Source organism: Pseudomonas sp. GM55, from assembly GCF_000282395.1.
GTDB classification, from domain to species: Bacteria; Pseudomonadota; Gammaproteobacteria; order Pseudomonadales; family Pseudomonadaceae; genus Aquipseudomonas; species Aquipseudomonas fluorescens_CC.
This window is the reverse complement of record NZ_AKJJ01000153.1, coordinates 1-15499: the sequence shown is the minus strand read 5'-3', so window position 1 is coordinate 15499 and position 15499 is coordinate 1. Positions and strand designations below refer to the sequence as shown.

The following is a 15499-nucleotide window of genomic DNA, read 5'->3' as shown; positions in this document are numbered from 1 at the left end:
CCGAACGACAGGGGCAAGAGCCCTTGGTTACTTGGCGCTTTTCCAAGTAACCCGCTGTAAAAGCGGAACCGTAAGCCGCCGTTACCGCAGAAATGGATATGCACCCAATCCAAATGTGCGGTTATCAAACCCGCTCAAAAATCGCCGCAATCCCCTGACCACCACCAATGCACATGGTCACCAGCGCGTAACGGCCACCGGTGCGGTGCAGTTCGTGGATGGCCTTGGTAGCAATGATCGCGCCGGTTGCGCCCACCGGGTGGCCCAGGGCAATACCCGAACCGTTCGGGTTGACCTTGGCCGGGTCGAGGTCCAGTTCCTGGCTGACAGCGCAGGCCTGGGCGGCGAAGGCGATGTTGGCTTCGATCACGTCCAGGTCGGCAACAGTCAGGCCGGCGCGCTTGAGTGCCAGGCGCGTGGCCGGAATCGGGCCCAGGCCCATGTATTCCGGTTCGACGCCGGCGTGGGCGTAGCTGACCAGGCGGGCAAGGGGTTTCAGGTTATTGGCCTGAACTGCGTTGCCGGTGGCCATGACCAGCGCGGCGGCGCCGTCGTTCAGGCCCGAGGCATTGCCGGCGGTGACCGAGCCGTCCTTCTTGAATGCCGGCTTCATCGCCGCCAGCTGTTCCAGGGACGTGGCGCGCGGATGCTCGTCGACGCTGAACAGTTTGGTGCCCTTGCGATCCTGGATTTCCACGGTCGCGATCTGCTCGCTGAAGTAGCCGTTGGCAATCGCATGGGCCGCGCGTTTCTGGTCTTCCAGGGCCAGGGCGTCCTGCATTTCGCGGGTGATGCCATTGCGCTCGGCGACGTTCTCGGCGGTGATGCCCATGTGGATGCTATGGAACGGGTCATGCAGGATGCCGAGCATGTAGTCGATGACCTGGGCATTGCCCATGCGCGAACCCCAACGGGCTGAAGGCATCAGGTAGGGACCGCGGCTCATGGATTCGGCACCGGCACCCACGACGATTTCAGCATCGCCCAGCAGCAGTGTCTGCGCAGCGTTGATGATCGCTTGCAGGCCCGAACCGCACAGGCGGTTGACGTTGTAGGCCGGGGTTTCCTTGGGGATGCCGGCATTCATCGCCGCGACGCGGGAGATGTAGGCGTCGCGGGTTTCGGTCGGGATCACGTTGCCCATCACCAGATGGCCAACGAGCGCCGGGTCGACGGCGGCCCGTTGCAGGGCCGCTTTCACGGCCGTGGTCGCCAGGTCGGCCAGTGGCACGTCCTTGAGCGAACCGCCGAAGGTACCGATGGCGGTACGGGCGGCACTGACGACGTAGATTTCCGGAGTGTTCATGGCTGGTTTCCTTTCGGTGGATTCTTATCTGTACTGCGATTGAGCAGGGCGTTCAAGGCGGTTTTCGCCTCGTCGGTGTTCAAACGCTGAATGAACAGGGTGTTTTCTTCGCGCAGGGTGGCTTCCAGTTCGGCCAGGGAAGCCTGTTTCATCAGTTGCCGCGATTGGCGCAAAGCTTGCTGGGGCATGGCCAGAAAACGCCGGGCGATGGTGGTGGCCGCCGCCAGGCATTTTTCGCCGTCATCGAAGGCTTCGTTGGCCAGGCCCCAGGCCACCGCTTCATTGCCGTCCAGACCATTACCCAACAGGAGCAGGCTCGCGGCGCGGGCATGGCCGAGCCGGCGTGGCAGCAACAGGCTGGCGCCGAATTCGGGGCACAGGCCGATGTTGACGAACGGCATGCGCAACTTGGCGTTGCGGGTGACCAGCACCTGATCGCAATGCAGCAGCAACGTGGTGCCGATGCCGATGGCGGCCCCACAGACTGCCGCGATCAGCGGCTTTTGCAGGCGCGTGACGACTTTCATCAGGCGGAACGCCGGGGCGTCCAGGTGCGTTGGCGGATGCTGGAGGAAATCCACCAGGTCATTGCCGCTGGTAAAGCAGGCCGGGCCGCCGGTGAGGATGATCACACCGGTCTGCGCGTCTTCGTCCGCGGCCAGCAACAGGTCGGCCAGTTGCGTGTACATGGCGTTGTTCAGCGCGTTGAGCTTGTCCGGGCGGTCGATGGTCAGCGTCAACACGCCGTCGCGTTGCTCGTGTTTGATCAGATGGGTCATCCCAGGCTCCGCAGGGTCGGTTCAGGCTGCCACTTTAAGCGCCGGACAAACCCCGGATCTATGGCAAAACGGGTCAACTGCGCTGCCGCTTTTTGCCATGCCGGTGAGCCAAAAAACGACACACACCCATTCGGGGTATGGTTCCGCCCGGCGAATCCACCAATAGTGAGGGCATCCGCTCATCCAGAGCCGAACTCGCTATAAGGTGCATTTGCTATGGGCAAGACGCTGCTTAAGGTGATTTCCAGCCTGTTTGTTGTACCGCTGACTTTGAATGCCTACGCCGCTCAAGTGGACGACAGCAATACGCTGCGGTTGTACAACTGGGCGGATTACATCGGTGAAAAAACCGTGGCCGACTTCGAAAAGGCCACTGGCATCAAGGTGGTCTACGACACCTTCGACTCCTATGAAACGGTGCAGGCCAAGTTGCTCACCGGCCATTCCGGTTATGACCTGATCGTTCTTAACGCGTCGCTTGCGCCGCCGCTGATCAAGGCCAAGGTGTTCCAGCCGCTGGATAAAAAACAGCTGCCGGGCTGGAGCAACCTCGACCCAAAAATCCTCGAGGACCTGCAAGGCTATGACCCCGGCACCCAGTACTCGGCGCCATACACCTGGGGTAGCAACGGCGTGACCTACAACGTCGACAAGATCAAGGAACGCATGCCGGACGCACCTATCGGTTCGCTGGCGATGATTTTCGATCCAAAGATCGTCTCGAAGTTTGCCGATTGCGGCGTGACTCTGCTCGATGCGCCGACCGAAGTCATCCCCATGGCCTTGACCTACCTGGGGCGCGATCCGCGAAGCGCTGCGCCGGCGGATCTGAAAGCCGCCCAGGAACTGCTGCTGTCCGTGCGGCCGTACATCCGCAAATTCGACTCGGTCAATTACCTGACCAGCCTGCCCAACGGCGACGTGTGCATGGCCATGACCTGGTCCGGCGACTACGCCACGGCCATGGCCCGTGCGGCAGAAGCCAAGAAGAAGATCGACCTGGCGTACTTCATCCCCAAGGAAGGCTCGCTGATCTGGTTCGACAACCTGTACATCCCTGCGGACGCGCCCCACGTCGCCAATGCCCACAAGTTTCTCGAGTACCTGATGCAGCCGCAGGTCATGGCGGATGTGAGCGATTTCATCAATTACGCCAACAGTAACGCCGCGGCCACGCCGTTGCTGAACGCCGATGTGCGCGACAACCCGGCCATCTACCCCGATGCACAGACCCGCGAGCGTTTGTTCCCGCAGAAGACCCAGGACGCCAAGGACATGCGGGCCATCACCCGGGTCTGGAGCACCGTGAAAAGCGGCATCTGATTTGTTCGATCGTTAGTCAATTCGGTTAGAGGTTTATTTATGGCGACTCCAACACGCACCGTACTTTCGCCGGCGGATGAGTCCAGACTGGTCAAGGCCGACAAGGCCCATCACATGCACGGCTATCACATGTTCGACGAACACGCCGAGCAAGGTTCATTGAACATCGTCGCAGGCGACGGCGCCTACATCTACGACACCCAGGGCAACCGCTTTCTCGATGCGGTGGGCGGCATGTGGTGCACCAACATCGGCCTGGGTCGCGAGGAAATGGCCGAGGCCATCGCCGACCAGGTGCGCCAGCTGGCCTATTCGAACCCGTTTTCCGACATGTCCAACAACGTCGCCATCCAGCTGTGCGAAAAACTCGCCAGCCTGGCCCCCGGCGACCTCGACCATGTGTTCCTGACCACCGGTGGCTCCACCGCCGTGGACACCGCGTACCGGCTGATCCAGTACTATCAGAACTGCCGAGGCAAACCCGAGAAGAAGCACGTCATCGCCCGGTTCAACGCCTATCACGGCTCCACCACCCTGACCATGTCGATCGGCAACAAGGCCGCCGACCGCGTGCCGGAGTTCGATTACGCCAACCCGCTGATCCACCACGTCTCCAACCCGAATCCGTACCGCGCGCCCGACGGCATGGACGAAGCGCAGTTCCTCGAGTTCCTGGTCAAGGAGTTCGAAGACAGGATCCTGTCGATTGGCGCGGACAAGGTCGCCGGGTTTTTCGCCGAGCCGATCATGGGCTCGGGCGGGGTGATCATTCCGCCCCGGGGCTATCTCAAGCGCATGTGGGACGTCTGCCAGCGCTACGACATCCTGTTCGTCGCCGACGAAGTGGTGACTTCATTCGGGCGCTTGGGCAAATTCTTTGCCTCTTATGATGTGTTCGACGTGCAACCCGACATCATCACCACCGCCAAGGGCCTGACCTCGGCTTACCTGCCGCTGGGCGCGTGCATCTTTTCCGAGCGCATCTGGAAAGTCATCGCCGAGCCGGGCAAGGGCCGCTGTTTCACCCACGGCTTCACCTACAGCGGCCACCCGGTGTGCTGCACGGCGGCACTGAAGAACATCGAAATCATCGAGCGGGAAAACCTGCTGGCCCATGTCGACACGGTGGGGGCGTATCTGGAAGAGCGCCTGGCAACCCTGCGGGACTTGCCATTGGTGGGCGATGTGCGCTGCCAGAAACTCATGGCCTGCGTGGAATTCGTCGCCGATAAACGCACCAAGGCGTTGTTCCCCGACGAGATCAACATCGGCGAGAAAATCCACTCGCGGGCCCAGGCCCGGGGCTTGCTGGTGCGGCCGATCATGCACCTCAACGTGATGTCGCCGCCGTTGATCCTGACGTTTGCCCAGGTCGATGAAATCGTCGAGACCCTGCGGGTGTGCATCCTTGAAGTGGCGGCCGAGCTTGAGCAGAGCGGCCAGTATTTCGGCCAATGACTTCATCCGCCAGGCTTTTACCAAGGCCCTGTTCACCCGCTAGACTGCGGGGCATGAGCAAACCAAACGACGATACGCTGATCGCAATGCCCTTCGGGGCATTGCACAAATGGCATGGGGGAATGCGCGAGGCATTCGCCCATATCGATGAGCCTGACGCCCTGCAACACCTGGCGTCAGCGTTGGCGCAACTGGTGTCCGTCGAGTCGATGATGATCAGCCTGGAGCGCAAGGACCGGGCGCCACAGTTGCTGCATCAGCGCGGGATTGCGCAGGAGTATCAGGTCTCGATTCTTGAGCGCTATTTTTCCGGGGGCTATCTGCTCGACCCGTTTTGCCTGGCGGTGGAGCAGGGATTGGCGCAAGGGTTCTATCACCTGGAGGAAATCGCGCCGGACAACTTCTTCGACAGTGACTACTACAAGACCTATTACCTCAATGCAGGCTGTTCGGAAGACAGCTACTACATCGTCGATACCGGCAATGACACGAAGATTTCCGTCAGCCTCTATCAGGGTTTCGGCGGTGAATGCCTGAGCGCCGAACAGCTGAACCTGCTGCGCGCTGTCGAACCGCTGGTGCGTGAGTTCATCAGCGAATTCAGTCAACGCGGAATGCTGCGCAGTCGCGAGATCCAGTGCGATAAAGACCAGGGCAGGCGCGATGATCTCAAGCACCGGGTGCAGTCGGCGTTCGAGCATTTCGGCAGCGACTTGCTCACCGAACGCGAGCGGGAAGTGGCGCACATGGTGTTGCGCGGGCATTCGGTGAAATCCACGGCCAGCCAGATGAGCATCTCACCGGAAACCGTGCGCATGCACCGCAAGAACCTGTACCTGAAACTGGAAGTGGGTTCGCAGTCGGAGTTGTTTGCGCTGTTTATCGAGTGGTTGCGCAAGCATTGAAAATTCGGGTCAACACAAACCACTGTGGGAGCGAGCTTGCCCGCGATGGCGGAGTGTCAGACGCCATTGATGTTGACTGACAAACCGCTATCGCGGGCAAGCCCGCTCCCACAGTGATTAGTGGATGCCGCAGATTTTGTACTCAACCGAGAACCCTGTGGGAGCGGGCTTGCCCGCGATGAGACCAGCACATCCCACAGAGATTCCGGATGAGGATCAATCCTCGCGTTTCACCACCAAAGTCAAAATGTCATAGCTGGCCACCAGCTCACCCAACTGGTTGGTGACCTCCACATCCCACGCCACCACGCCTTGCGGAACGCCCTGCGGGCTCTTCTTGCCCTGGTCGATCTTGCGCTTGCAGGTCAGGCGGGCCTGGATGGTGTCGCCGATGCCCACCGGGTTGATGAAGCGCAGGGTGTCGAGGCCATAGTTGGCCAGCACCGGGCCGACGCCGGGGGAGACGAACAGCCCGGCCGCGGCCGACAACACGAAGTAACCGTGGGCGATGCGCTTGCCGAACTGCGATTCCTTGGCCGCGATGTCGTCGAAGTGCATGTAGAAGTGGTCGCCCGACAGGCAGCCGAAGTTCACCAGGTCGGCTTCGGTGACGGTGCGACGGTGAGTCAGCAGCGACTCGCCGATCTGCAGGTCCTGGAAGTAGCGACGGAACGGATGCACGTCGGTTTCGATGACCTTGGCGCCGCGCACGTACTCGCCGGTGACCGCTGCCAGCATGGTCGGCGAACCTTGTACCGCGGCGCGTTGCAGGTAGTGTTTCACCGCACGCAAACCGCCGAGTTCTTCACCGCCGCCGGCACGACCCGGGCCGCCGTGCTTGAGTTGCGGCAGCGGCGAGCCGTGGCCGGTGGATTCGCCGGCGCAGTTGCGGTCCAGCACCAGCAGACGACCGTGCAATGCAGCGGCCACCGGGATCGCTTTGGCGGCGACCTGCGGATCCTTGGTCACCAGGCTGGCCACCAGGCTGCCTTTGCCGCGAGCGGCCAGGGCCAGCGCTTCGTCGAGGTCGTCGTAGGCCATCAAGGTGCTGACCGGGCCGAAGGCTTCGATGTCGTGTGCACCACCTTCAGCGTGCGGGTCGCGGGCCTGCAGCAGGGTCGGGGCGAAGAACGCGCCCTTGTCGACGCTCACGCCACGCGGCTCGAAACCATCGCGGGCGCCGAACAGCATATCGCTGCTCTGCAACAGCATTTCCAGACGCTCGGCCACGTCTTTCTGCTGATCGTGGGAGGCCAATGCGCCCATGCGCACGCCTTCCACCGACGGGTCGCCAACCACCACTTTGGCCAGGCGATCACGCAGGCGCGTGGCCACTGCATCGATGTGTTTGGCCGGCACGATGGCGCGGCGGATGGCGGTGCATTTCTGCCCGGCCTTGGTGGTCATTTCCCGGGCCACTTCCTTGATGAACAGCTCGAATTCTTCGTCGTCCGGGGTCACGTCCGGGGCGAGGATCGCGCAGTTCAGCGAGTCGGCTTCGGCGGTGAACGGCACCGAGTTGCGGATCAGGTTCGGGTTGACCCGCAGCTTGGCCGCGGTGTCGGCGGAACCGGTGAAGGTCACCACGTCCTGGCCTTGCAGGCGGTCGAGCAGGTCGCCGGTGCCACCGATGATCAGTTGCAGGCTGCCCGCCGGCAACAGGCCGGATTCGTCCATCAGGCGCACCACGGCTTCGGTCAGGTAGCTGGTGGCGCTGGCTGGCTTGACGATGCACGGCATGCCGGCGAGGAAGCTCGGGGCGAACTTTTCCAGCATGCCCCAGATCGGGAAGTTGAACGCATTGATGTGCACTGCCACGCCACCGCGCGGCACCAGGATATGGGTGCCGGCGAAAGTGCCGAGCTTGCTCAATTGCAGCGCCGGGCCTTCGTGGACGACGTTGCCCGACGGCAGTTCCCGCGAGCCGAGGCTGGCGTAGGTGAACAGCGTGCTGTTGCCGCCTTCGATGTCGATCCAGCTGTCGGCGCGGGTCGCGCCGCTGTGGTGGGAAATCGCGTAGAGCTGTTCCTTGCGCTCGCTCAGGTACAGCGCCAGGGCCTTGAGACGCTGGGCGCGTTGCTGGAAGTCAAGCGCCATCAGGCCGCTGACGCCTTGGCGACGACCGTGCTCGATGGCCTCCGCGAAGTCCGGGCGTTCTTCGTGGGTACGGGCGATTTCATGGCCGTCGATGGCGCTGCGCAGCACTTGTGCGCCCTGTTGGCCGATCCAGCGACCGGCGATGAAGCTTTGCAGGGTGGGGGCATGCAGTGCAGGTGAAGAGGACATCACGATTGCTCCTGGTTATGAAGGGTTGTGGCGCGACCGTGACCGCGCCCTTTCGGAATTACCAAAGCGCCACGGTGTAACCGACGATCAGCCGGTTCTCATCGAGGGCGGTAGTCAAGCCATTGCCGGAGCGGAAGGTCACGTTGCGCCAGCGCAGGCTGACGTTCTTGAACACACCGCTCTGGATGACGTAGCTGATATCGGTGTCGCGCTCCCATTCGCGACCGTTGTCGACGGTGCCTGCCTTGACGTGGCGACCATCGGTGTAGCGAGTCATGAAAGTCAGGCCGGGAATGCCTTGCGCCACGAAGTCGTAGTCGTAACGCAGCTGCCAGGAATCCTCGTCGGCGCGGGTAAAGGTGTTGAAAGTCACCAGGTTGACCACGTACGGATCACCGCCGTTGAGAAACGGAAAGGCGCTGTCGCCGGACAATTGCTGGTAGGCGGCACTGACCTTGTGGGCGCCGTGGGACACCGTGAACATGCCGTTGAAGTTGCGGTTGTCGATACGACCGGCCCGTTCGGCGCCGTCGCCGCGGCTGTCAAAATAACGCAGGTCGCTGCGCAGGTTGAAACCGTTGCCCAGCGGTTGCGTATGCACCAGTCCGGCGAATTGCTGGCGATAGATCTGGTCGAGCTTGCCGTAGTAGTAGCTCAGGTTCAGTTGTGGACTGAACGCGTAGCTGCCGCCGCCGAAGTCGAAGTGATCGCTGGTGGCGGCGCCGAAGCCGATGTCATCGTTGCTGGAGGAGTCCCGCAGGTTGGCCTTGGTCAGGCGTCCGGCATTCACCGTCAGGCCGTCGATTTCCTGGCTGGTCAGCAAGCCACCTTCAAAGGTCGAACCCAACAGGCGTGTGTCGTTGTAAGTGGCCACTGGCAACAGGGGCTGCAGGGTGCCGAGTTTCAACACACTTTTGGATACCCGCAATTTTCCGGTCAAGCCCAGCTCGCTGTACTCGTCGTCCGGTTCATGGCTCTGCGGGCCGAACGGCAGCAGCCCGGTGCCACGGCGATCCGGGCTGGAGTCGAGCTTGAGCCCCAACTCCCCCAGTGCGTCGAGACCGAAACCGAAGGTGCCGTCGGTGAACCCGGACTCGATGCGCGCAGTGAATCCCTGGGCCCATTCTTCGGCCTTGGATTGCGGCGCGTTGTCCTGACGGAAATCGCGATTGATGTAGTGGTTGCGCATATCAATGCGGGCCTTGCTGTCGCCGATGAAGTCGGCCATGGCGCTGGGGGCGATCATGGGCAAACTCAATGCGGCGGCCAGCGAAATCAGTGATTCATAAGACGTGGTACGTGCGGGTTTCATTATTTTTATTCCCTGCCAACTGATCTGTCGTCGTTTAGTGTTTGCTGGCGCCGGTGGCACCGATGCCGGTCATCGAGCGGATGAACTGCGCCAGATAACGGCCACGCTCAAGGGCTGCACGGGGCGAGGTGTCGGTGACGGAAAACAGCCATGCACTAAAGAACGCCAGGCTCATGGAAAACAGCGCCGGGTTGGAGTACGGGAACAGTGCCTTGTCGTGATGCATCACGTTGACCCACACCGCCGGGCTCAGCACCAGCAACACAATCGCCGAGACCAGTCCGGACAGACTGCCAAGGACAGCACCACGGGTGGTCAGGCCTTTCCAGTACATCGAGAGGAACAGCACCGGGAAATTCACCGACGCCGCAATGGCCAGCACCAGGCCGGAGAGGAAGGCGATGTTCTGCGATTCGAACAGCAGGCCGAGGATGATCGCCAGCACACCGATACACAGGGTGGCGATTCGCGATACGCGCATCTCCTGCTGCTCGCTGGCCTGGCCTTTGCGCATCACGCAGGCATACAGGTCGTGGGACACCGCCGAAGCGCCGGACAGTGCCAGCCCGGCGACCACCGCCAGAATGGTGGCGAAGGCGACCGCCGAAATGAAGCCGAGGAACAGGTTGCCGCCTACCGCGTGGGCCAGGTGCACAGCGACCATGTTGCCGCCGCCGATGATCGCGCCGCTGGCGTCACGGAATGCCGGATCGGTGCCGACCATGACGATGGCGCCGAAGCCGACGATGATCAGCAGCAAGTAGAAGTAGCCGATGAAACCGGTGGCGTAGAACACGCTTTTACGCGCTTCCTTGGCGTCGCTGACGGTGAAGAAACGCATCAGGATGTGCGGCAGGCCGGCGGTGCCGAACATCATGCCCAGCCCCAGGGAAATTGCATCGATCGGGTTGGACAGCAAGCCACCGGGCGCCATGATCGCGCTGCCCTTGGCATGCACGGCGGTGGCGCCGGCGAACATCGCTTCGGTGCTGAAACCGAAGTGCTTGAGCACCATGAACGCCATGAAGCTGGTGCCGAACAGCAGCATCACCGCCTTGATGATCTGCACCCAGGTGGTGGCGAGCATGCCGCCGAAGGTCACGTAGAACACCATCAACACGCCGACCAGCATGACGGCGTAGAGGTAGTCGATGCCGAACAACAGTTCGATCAACTTGCCGGCGCCGACCATCTGCGCCACCAGGTACATCAGGGCCACGGTCAGGGTGCCAAAGGCCGAAGTCAGGCGCACCGGAGTCTGTTCCAGGCGATAGGAAACCACGTCGGCAAAGGTGTATTTACCCAGGTTGCGCAGGCGTTCGGCAATCAGGAACAGGATGATCGGCCAGCCGGCCAGCACGCCCAGGGCGTAGAGCAAGCCGTCGTAGCCATTGAGGAACATCATTGCGGAAATACCGAGGAACGAGGCTGCCGAGATCATGTCGCCGGCAATCGCCAGACCGTTCTGGAAACCGGTCATGCCGCCTCCGGCGGTGTAGAAATCACTGGCCGAGCGGGTGCGCAGGGCGGCCCAGCGGGTCACGCCGAGGGTGAACAGCACGAACACCAGGAACATGCCGATGGCGTTCCAGTTCAGTGGGCGGGTTGCGCCGTCGGCGGCCATCGCAAAATCAGTGACAGCCGCCAGCGGCAGCAGGAACAATGCGAGAAGACGGCTCATCGGGCGCACTCCTGCTTGAGTTTTTCATTCAGCGGGTCGATCACGTTGTTGGCGCGATAGACATAAAAACCGGTCAGCGCAAAGGCCAGCCCGACGATCACGACACCCACCAGCATGCCCACGGTGGTCACGCCGCCGCTCAGGGATTGACCGAGGGTAGAAGGGGAGAAAGCCACCAGCAGCACGAAGCCGTAATAGATCACCAGCATGGCCAGGCTCAGCGACCAGTACAGCTTCTGTTTGCGACGAACCAGCTGGATGAAATCCGGGTGCTGGCGGATGAGTTCTATTTCCTGGGGTGTCATGACGCGCGCTCCTTTGTTGTTTTTGTTTTGGGTGAAACGGTGTTTTCGGGTCGAACGCTGAAACTGTGGGAGTGGGCTTGCCCGCGATGAGGCCATCACATTCAACATCGCTGGTGACTGATCTACCGCAATCGCGGGCAAGCCCGCTCCCACAGGTTTTGTGTTTGTTCCTGAAAACGGTGGGTCAGAGCTGATCGAAATCCAGCACCACCTTGTCGCTGATCGGGAAGGCCTGGCATGACAGCACGTAGCCGGCGGCCACTTCGTAGTCTTCCAGGGCGTGGTTGCTGTCCATTTCCACTTCGCCTTCGATGACCTTGCACTTGCAGGTCGAGCACACGCCGGCCTTGCACGAGTAGGGCAGCTCCGCGCCTTGTTCGTTACCCGCATCGAGGATGCTCTGGCTGTTGCGTGGCAGGTCGAAGGCCAGGGCGCGGCCGTCGCTGATCACGGTGATCTGGCTGACCGCCGCATCGACTTGGCGGGCGGCTTCGCGGGCGGCACGCTTTTGCTCGCTGCCGGCGGCGGCGAACAGTTCGAAATGGATGCGCTCAGGTTGCATGCCCTTGGCCTTGAGGCTGTCGCGCACGGTCTCGGTCATTTCCTGCGGGCCGCAGATGAACGCGGCGTCGAGGGCCTTGACGTCGAGCCAGCGGCTGAACAGCTGCTCGCATTTCTCGGCGTTGATCCGGCCGTTGTACAGGTCGACATCCTGCTGCTCGCGGCTGAACACGAAGATCAGGTTCAGGCGCTGCAGGTAGCGGTTCTTCAAGTCCTCAAGCTGTTCGCGGAACAGCGCACCGGAGCTGGAACGGTTGCCGTACAGCAGGGTCACGCGGCTGTGGGGCTCGGTTTCCAGGGTGGTCTTGATGATCGACAGGATCGGCGTGATGCCGCTGCCCGCCGCCACGGCCAGGTAGTTGCCATGGCGCACCGGGTCGAGTTCGACGCTGAAATGCCCGGCGGGCGGCATGACTTCCAGGCTGTGCCCGGCCTTCAATTGCTCATTGGCAAACGCGGAAAAACGACCGCCGGCCACGCGCTTGATCGCCACGCGCAGCTCACCGTCGTTGACCCCGGTGCAGATCGAGTACGAGCGGCGCACTTCTTCGCCGTCCAGTTGCGTGCGCATCACCAGGTGCTGGCCCTGGGTGAAGTGGAAGCTGTCCTGCAGGTCCTGCGGAATCTCGAAGGCGATGGACACCGCATCACGGGTCTCGGCGCGCACGTCCTTGATGGTCAGGCTGTGAAATTTGCTCATTGTTGTTCTCCAGCTGGGACGGCCGATTCGCCGCTCAGATGCACTTGAAATAGTCGAACGGTTCCCGGCAATCGACGCAGCGGTACAGGGCCTTGCACGCGGTGGAGCCGAACTGGCTGAGCACCTCGGTGTGGGCGCTGCCGCATTGCGGACAGACGATCACCGGGCTTTCGCCGAGCAGGCTGCGTTTGCTGGTGCTGCCCTCGGGCGGCGCGATGCCATAGGCGCGCAGGCGTTCGCGACCGCTGTCGCTGATCCAGTCGGTGGTCCAGGCCGGGGTCAATTTGCGCTCAAGCTGCGGCGCCTTGAATCCGGCCAGTTCCAGCGCCTCGCGGATGTCGCTCTCGATCACTTCGGTGGCCGGGCAACCGGAGTAGGTCGGCGTGACCACCACGTGCAAGTGACCGGCCTGCCAGTCCAGGTCGCGGACGATGCCCAGGTCGACCACGCTGACCACCGGCACCTCCGGGTCCATGACCTCTGCCAAAATCGCCCATGCGGCAGCCAGGTCGGTCGGTTGCGCCGGCCGGGCGCCGAGGTCGCTGGCGATCAGCTCACCAGGTTGCATCGGGGTACGCTCGTGGCAGGAACTGCATTTCGGCCAGCAGAATCCCTAAGTGTTCGGTGTGCAGGCCCTTGCGTGCATTCAGGTAGAAATAGCTCGGTGCGGCCGGCACGGGCAGGGTGGCGCTGGCGAAGATCTGCTCGACTTTGGCCTGCCACTGCGCAGCCACGCCGGCAATGTCCGGAGTGATACCGGCTGCACACAGGCGCTGTTCGCTGTCATCGGCGGCGATCAGCTCAACGGTGAAACGCCAGACTTCGGGAATCGCCGCGAGCATGCGCTGGTGGCTTTCCTCGGTGCCGTCACCCAGACGCTCGACCCACTCGCCGGAGCGGCGCAGGTGATAGGTCACTTCCTTGACCGCTTTGGCGGCGATCCCGGCAATGCGTTCGTCGCTGGACTGGCTCAGGCCCTGCAACACTGGCAGGTGCCAGGCGTCGTAGAGGAACTGCTTGAGCATGGTCACCGCGAAGTCGCCGTTAGGCTGTTCCACCAGCAGCAGGTTGCGGTAGGCGCGCTCGTCGCGACGGAACGCCAGGTGATCAGCGTCGCGGCCGTCGTCCAGCAGTTCGGCGGCGTATTCCAGCCAGTTGCGTGCCTGGCCCACCAGGTCGAGGCCGACGTTCATCAGCGCCAGTTCTTCTTCCAGTGCCGGGGCCTTGCCGCACCACTGGCACAGGCGCTGGCCCTGGATCAGGGCGCTGTCACCGAGGCGCAACAGGTATTCGATCAGATCAGTCTTGTTGTCCATGGTCGACCTCACATGTGCCCGACTTCGGCCGGCAGCTCGTAGAAGCTGGCGTGGCGGTAGACCTTGTCGTCCGACGGATCGAACAGCGGGTCTTTTTCATCCGGCGACGAAGCGGTGATCAATGCCGAAGGCACCACCCACAGGCTCACGCCTTCGCTGCGACGGGTATAGAGCTCGCGGGCGTTCTCGATGGCCATGGTGGTGTCGGCGGCATGCACGCTGCCGACGTGCTTGTGGTTCAGACCGTGCTTGCTGCGCACGAAGACTTCGAAGAGGGTCCACTCGGACATGACATTCACTCCACATCAGTTGCTTCTGTAGGAGCTGGCTTGCCAGCGAAGACGACAGTGATATCGCCGCAACATTTGAGGTTGCCTTCGCTGGCAAGCCAGCTCCTACAGGGTTTGTGTTGGGCCGGATCAGGCGGCGTTCCTGTTTTGTTTTTTGCGGGCGTGGGCGACGGCGGCTTCACGAACCCAGGCACCGTCTTCAATCGCCTTGCGACGGGTGGCGACGCGTTCCTGGTTGCACGGGCCGTTGCCCTTGAGCACTTCGTAGAATTCGTTCCACTGGATCTCGCCGAAATCGTAGTGGCCGCGCTCGGCGTTCCACTTCAGGTCCGGGTCGGGGCAGGTGCAGTTCAAAAGCTCAAGCTGCGGGATGGTCTGGTCGATGAAGCGCTGGCGCAGCTCGTCGTTGCTCTGGCGCTTGATTTTCCAGGCCATGGACTGGGCGCTGTTCGGCGAGTGTTCGTCGCTCGGGCCAAACATCATCAGCGATGGCCACCACAGGCGGTTGATCGCGTCCTGGACCATGTCTTTTTGCGCCTGGGTACCGTGGCGCATCATGGTCAGGAGAATTTCGTAGCCCTGGCGCTGGTGGAAGCTCTCTTCCTTGCAGATGCGGATCATCGCCCGGGAATACGGGCCGTAGGAGGTACGCTGCAGCACCACCTGGTTGACGATTGCCGCGCCATCCACCAGCCAGCCCACCGCGCCCATGTCGGCCCAGTTCAGCGTCGGGTAATTGAAGATGCTCGAGTACTTGGCCTTGCCGCTGTGCAGCTTGGCGATCTCTTCATCGCGGTCGGCGCCCAGGGTTTCCATGGCGCTGTACAGGTACAGGCCGTGGCCGGCTTCGTCCTGGATCTTGGCCATCAGTTGCAGTTTGCGTTTGAGCGACGGCGCGCGGGTGACCCAGTTGCCTTCGGGCAGCATGCCGACGATTTCGGAGTGGGCGTGCTGGGAAATCTGCCGGATCAGGGTCTGGCGGTAGGCATCTGGCATCCAGTTCTTCGCTTCGATCTTGATTTCTGAATCGATTTTTTCCTGGAAGGCGCGTTCCTCAGCGGACATCTCCGAGAGGTCTTTTATGCGCTTGACGCCTGTTTCTACTAGCTGTGCGTACATTTCGGTCTCCGGCCTCTTTTTTGTTCAGGGGCATTTCGAGGGCATGGATAACTTTATAAGCGATACATAAATTAATATCAAACACAAAATGACGTGTCGTATTTGTTTTTTGTATCGCTTTGGGGGTGGCGGGGTTTTTGGGTGGGGTACATATCCGT

The 15499-nt window shown here is 61.9% G+C and carries 15 protein-coding genes; 3 read left to right on the top strand and 12 right to left on the bottom strand.

Annotated elements, in window-relative coordinates:
* Window positions 1-124: 124 nt before the first annotated feature.
* Both PMI31_RS29025 and PMI31_RS29020 read right to left on the bottom strand, forming a co-directional pair.
* Window positions 125-1306, bottom strand: a complete 1182-nt coding sequence (locus tag PMI31_RS29025) for an acetyl-CoA C-acyltransferase family protein (RefSeq protein ID WP_008023695.1) — start codon at window positions 1304-1306, stop codon at window positions 125-127.
* On the bottom strand, window positions 1303-2085 hold the full coding sequence (locus tag PMI31_RS29020; RefSeq protein WP_008023693.1) for an enoyl-CoA hydratase-related protein: 783 nt from the start codon (window positions 2083-2085) through the stop codon (window positions 1303-1305). Before PMI31_RS29020 ends, PMI31_RS29025 begins: the two co-directional genes overlap by 4 nt.
* A gap of 216 nt (window positions 2086-2301) precedes the next feature.
* Between PMI31_RS29020 and PMI31_RS29015 the strand changes: the two genes are divergently transcribed.
* From PMI31_RS29015 to PMI31_RS29005, 3 genes are read left to right on the top strand one after another with little or no spacing between them, the layout of a single operon-like run.
* Entirely contained in the window at window positions 2302-3408 is a 1107-nt protein-coding gene (locus tag PMI31_RS29015) for a polyamine ABC transporter substrate-binding protein (RefSeq protein WP_008023692.1), read from the top strand.
* A 39-nt stretch (window positions 3409-3447) separates the two neighbouring features.
* Window positions 3448-4866, top strand: coding sequence for an aminotransferase (locus PMI31_RS29010; protein WP_008023690.1), 1419 nt, complete (start codon window positions 3448-3450; stop codon window positions 4864-4866).
* Window positions 4863-5771, top strand: a complete 909-nt coding sequence (locus tag PMI31_RS29005) for a helix-turn-helix domain-containing protein (RefSeq protein WP_043302743.1) — start codon at window positions 4863-4865, stop codon at window positions 5769-5771. Before PMI31_RS29010 ends, PMI31_RS29005 begins: the two co-directional genes overlap by 4 nt.
* A 216-nt stretch (window positions 5772-5987) precedes the next feature.
* On the opposite strand, the gene paaZ is transcribed toward PMI31_RS29005, so the two are convergent.
* From paaZ to PMI31_RS31580, 10 genes are all read right to left on the bottom strand, one after another.
* On the bottom strand, window positions 5988-8057 hold the full coding sequence (gene paaZ / locus PMI31_RS29000; RefSeq protein ID WP_008023688.1) for a phenylacetic acid degradation bifunctional protein PaaZ: 2070 nt from the start codon (window positions 8055-8057) through the stop codon (window positions 5988-5990).
* 58 nt (window positions 8058-8115) lie between these two features.
* Window positions 8116-9369 (bottom strand): OprD family porin, encoded by a 1254-nt coding sequence (locus PMI31_RS28995; protein ID WP_008023686.1) that lies wholly within the window; start codon window positions 9367-9369, stop codon window positions 8116-8118.
* Window positions 9370-9403: 34 nt separating this feature from the next.
* Window positions 9404-11050: a cation acetate symporter gene (locus tag PMI31_RS28990; RefSeq protein ID WP_008023683.1), complete on the bottom strand. Its 1647-nt coding sequence runs from the start codon at window positions 11048-11050 to the stop codon at window positions 9404-9406.
* Window positions 11047-11355, bottom strand: coding sequence for a DUF485 domain-containing protein (locus PMI31_RS28985; RefSeq protein ID WP_007978006.1), 309 nt, complete (start codon window positions 11353-11355; stop codon window positions 11047-11049). Before PMI31_RS28985 ends, PMI31_RS28990 begins: the two co-directional genes overlap by 4 nt.
* 184 nt (window positions 11356-11539) lie before the next feature.
* Window positions 11540-12616, bottom strand: coding sequence for a 1,2-phenylacetyl-CoA epoxidase subunit PaaE (paaE, locus tag PMI31_RS28980; RefSeq protein ID WP_008023681.1), 1077 nt, complete (start codon window positions 12614-12616; stop codon window positions 11540-11542).
* A 34-nt stretch (window positions 12617-12650) separates the two neighbouring features.
* Window positions 12651-13184 (bottom strand): 1,2-phenylacetyl-CoA epoxidase subunit PaaD, encoded by a 534-nt coding sequence (gene paaD, locus PMI31_RS28975; protein WP_008023679.1) that lies wholly within the window; start codon window positions 13182-13184, stop codon window positions 12651-12653.
* Window positions 13171-13932, bottom strand: a complete 762-nt coding sequence (gene paaC / locus PMI31_RS28970; protein WP_008023678.1) for a 1,2-phenylacetyl-CoA epoxidase subunit PaaC — start codon at window positions 13930-13932, stop codon at window positions 13171-13173. Before paaC ends, paaD begins: the two co-directional genes overlap by 14 nt.
* A gap of 8 nt (window positions 13933-13940) precedes the next feature.
* Entirely contained in the window at window positions 13941-14222 is a 282-nt protein-coding gene (gene paaB / locus PMI31_RS28965; RefSeq protein ID WP_007943393.1) for a 1,2-phenylacetyl-CoA epoxidase subunit PaaB, read from the bottom strand.
* A gap of 129 nt (window positions 14223-14351) precedes the next feature.
* Window positions 14352-15341 (bottom strand): 1,2-phenylacetyl-CoA epoxidase subunit PaaA, encoded by a 990-nt coding sequence (gene paaA / locus PMI31_RS28960; protein ID WP_008023676.1) that lies wholly within the window; start codon window positions 15339-15341, stop codon window positions 14352-14354.
* Window positions 15277-15499 (bottom strand): hypothetical protein (locus tag PMI31_RS31580; protein WP_238539326.1); only part of this gene is annotated, 223 nt, incomplete at its 5' end. The genes paaA and PMI31_RS31580, both read right to left, overlap by 65 nt.

Coding starts and splice junctions, on each gene's coding strand:
- PMI31_RS29025 (WP_008023695.1), bottom strand. CDS start 1,306: ATGAACACTCCGGAAATCTACGTCGTCAGTGCCGCCCGTACCGCCATC.
- PMI31_RS29020 (WP_008023693.1), bottom strand. CDS start 2,085: ATGACCCATCTGATCAAACACGAGCAACGCGACGGCGTGTTGACGCTG.
- PMI31_RS29015 (WP_008023692.1), top strand. CDS start 2,302: ATGGGCAAGACGCTGCTTAAGGTGATTTCCAGCCTGTTTGTTGTACCG.
- PMI31_RS29010 (WP_008023690.1), top strand. CDS start 3,448: ATGGCGACTCCAACACGCACCGTACTTTCGCCGGCGGATGAGTCCAGA.
- PMI31_RS29005 (WP_043302743.1), top strand. CDS start 4,863: ATGACTTCATCCGCCAGGCTTTTACCAAGGCCCTGTTCACCCGCTAGA.
- paaZ (WP_008023688.1), bottom strand. CDS start 8,057: ATGTCCTCTTCACCTGCACTGCATGCCCCCACCCTGCAAAGCTTCATC.
- PMI31_RS28995 (WP_008023686.1), bottom strand. CDS start 9,369: ATGAAACCCGCACGTACCACGTCTTATGAATCACTGATTTCGCTGGCC.
- PMI31_RS28990 (WP_008023683.1), bottom strand. CDS start 11,050: ATGAGCCGTCTTCTCGCATTGTTCCTGCTGCCGCTGGCGGCTGTCACT.
- PMI31_RS28985 (WP_007978006.1), bottom strand. CDS start 11,355: ATGACACCCCAGGAAATAGAACTCATCCGCCAGCACCCGGATTTCATC.
- paaE (WP_008023681.1), bottom strand. CDS start 12,616: ATGAGCAAATTTCACAGCCTGACCATCAAGGACGTGCGCGCCGAGACC.
- paaD (WP_008023679.1), bottom strand. CDS start 13,184: ATGCAACCTGGTGAGCTGATCGCCAGCGACCTCGGCGCCCGGCCGGCG.
- paaC (WP_008023678.1), bottom strand. CDS start 13,932: ATGGACAACAAGACTGATCTGATCGAATACCTGTTGCGCCTCGGTGAC.
- paaB (WP_007943393.1), bottom strand. CDS start 14,222: ATGTCCGAGTGGACCCTCTTCGAAGTCTTCGTGCGCAGCAAGCACGGT.
- paaA (WP_008023676.1), bottom strand. CDS start 15,341: ATGTACGCACAGCTAGTAGAAACAGGCGTCAAGCGCATAAAAGACCTC.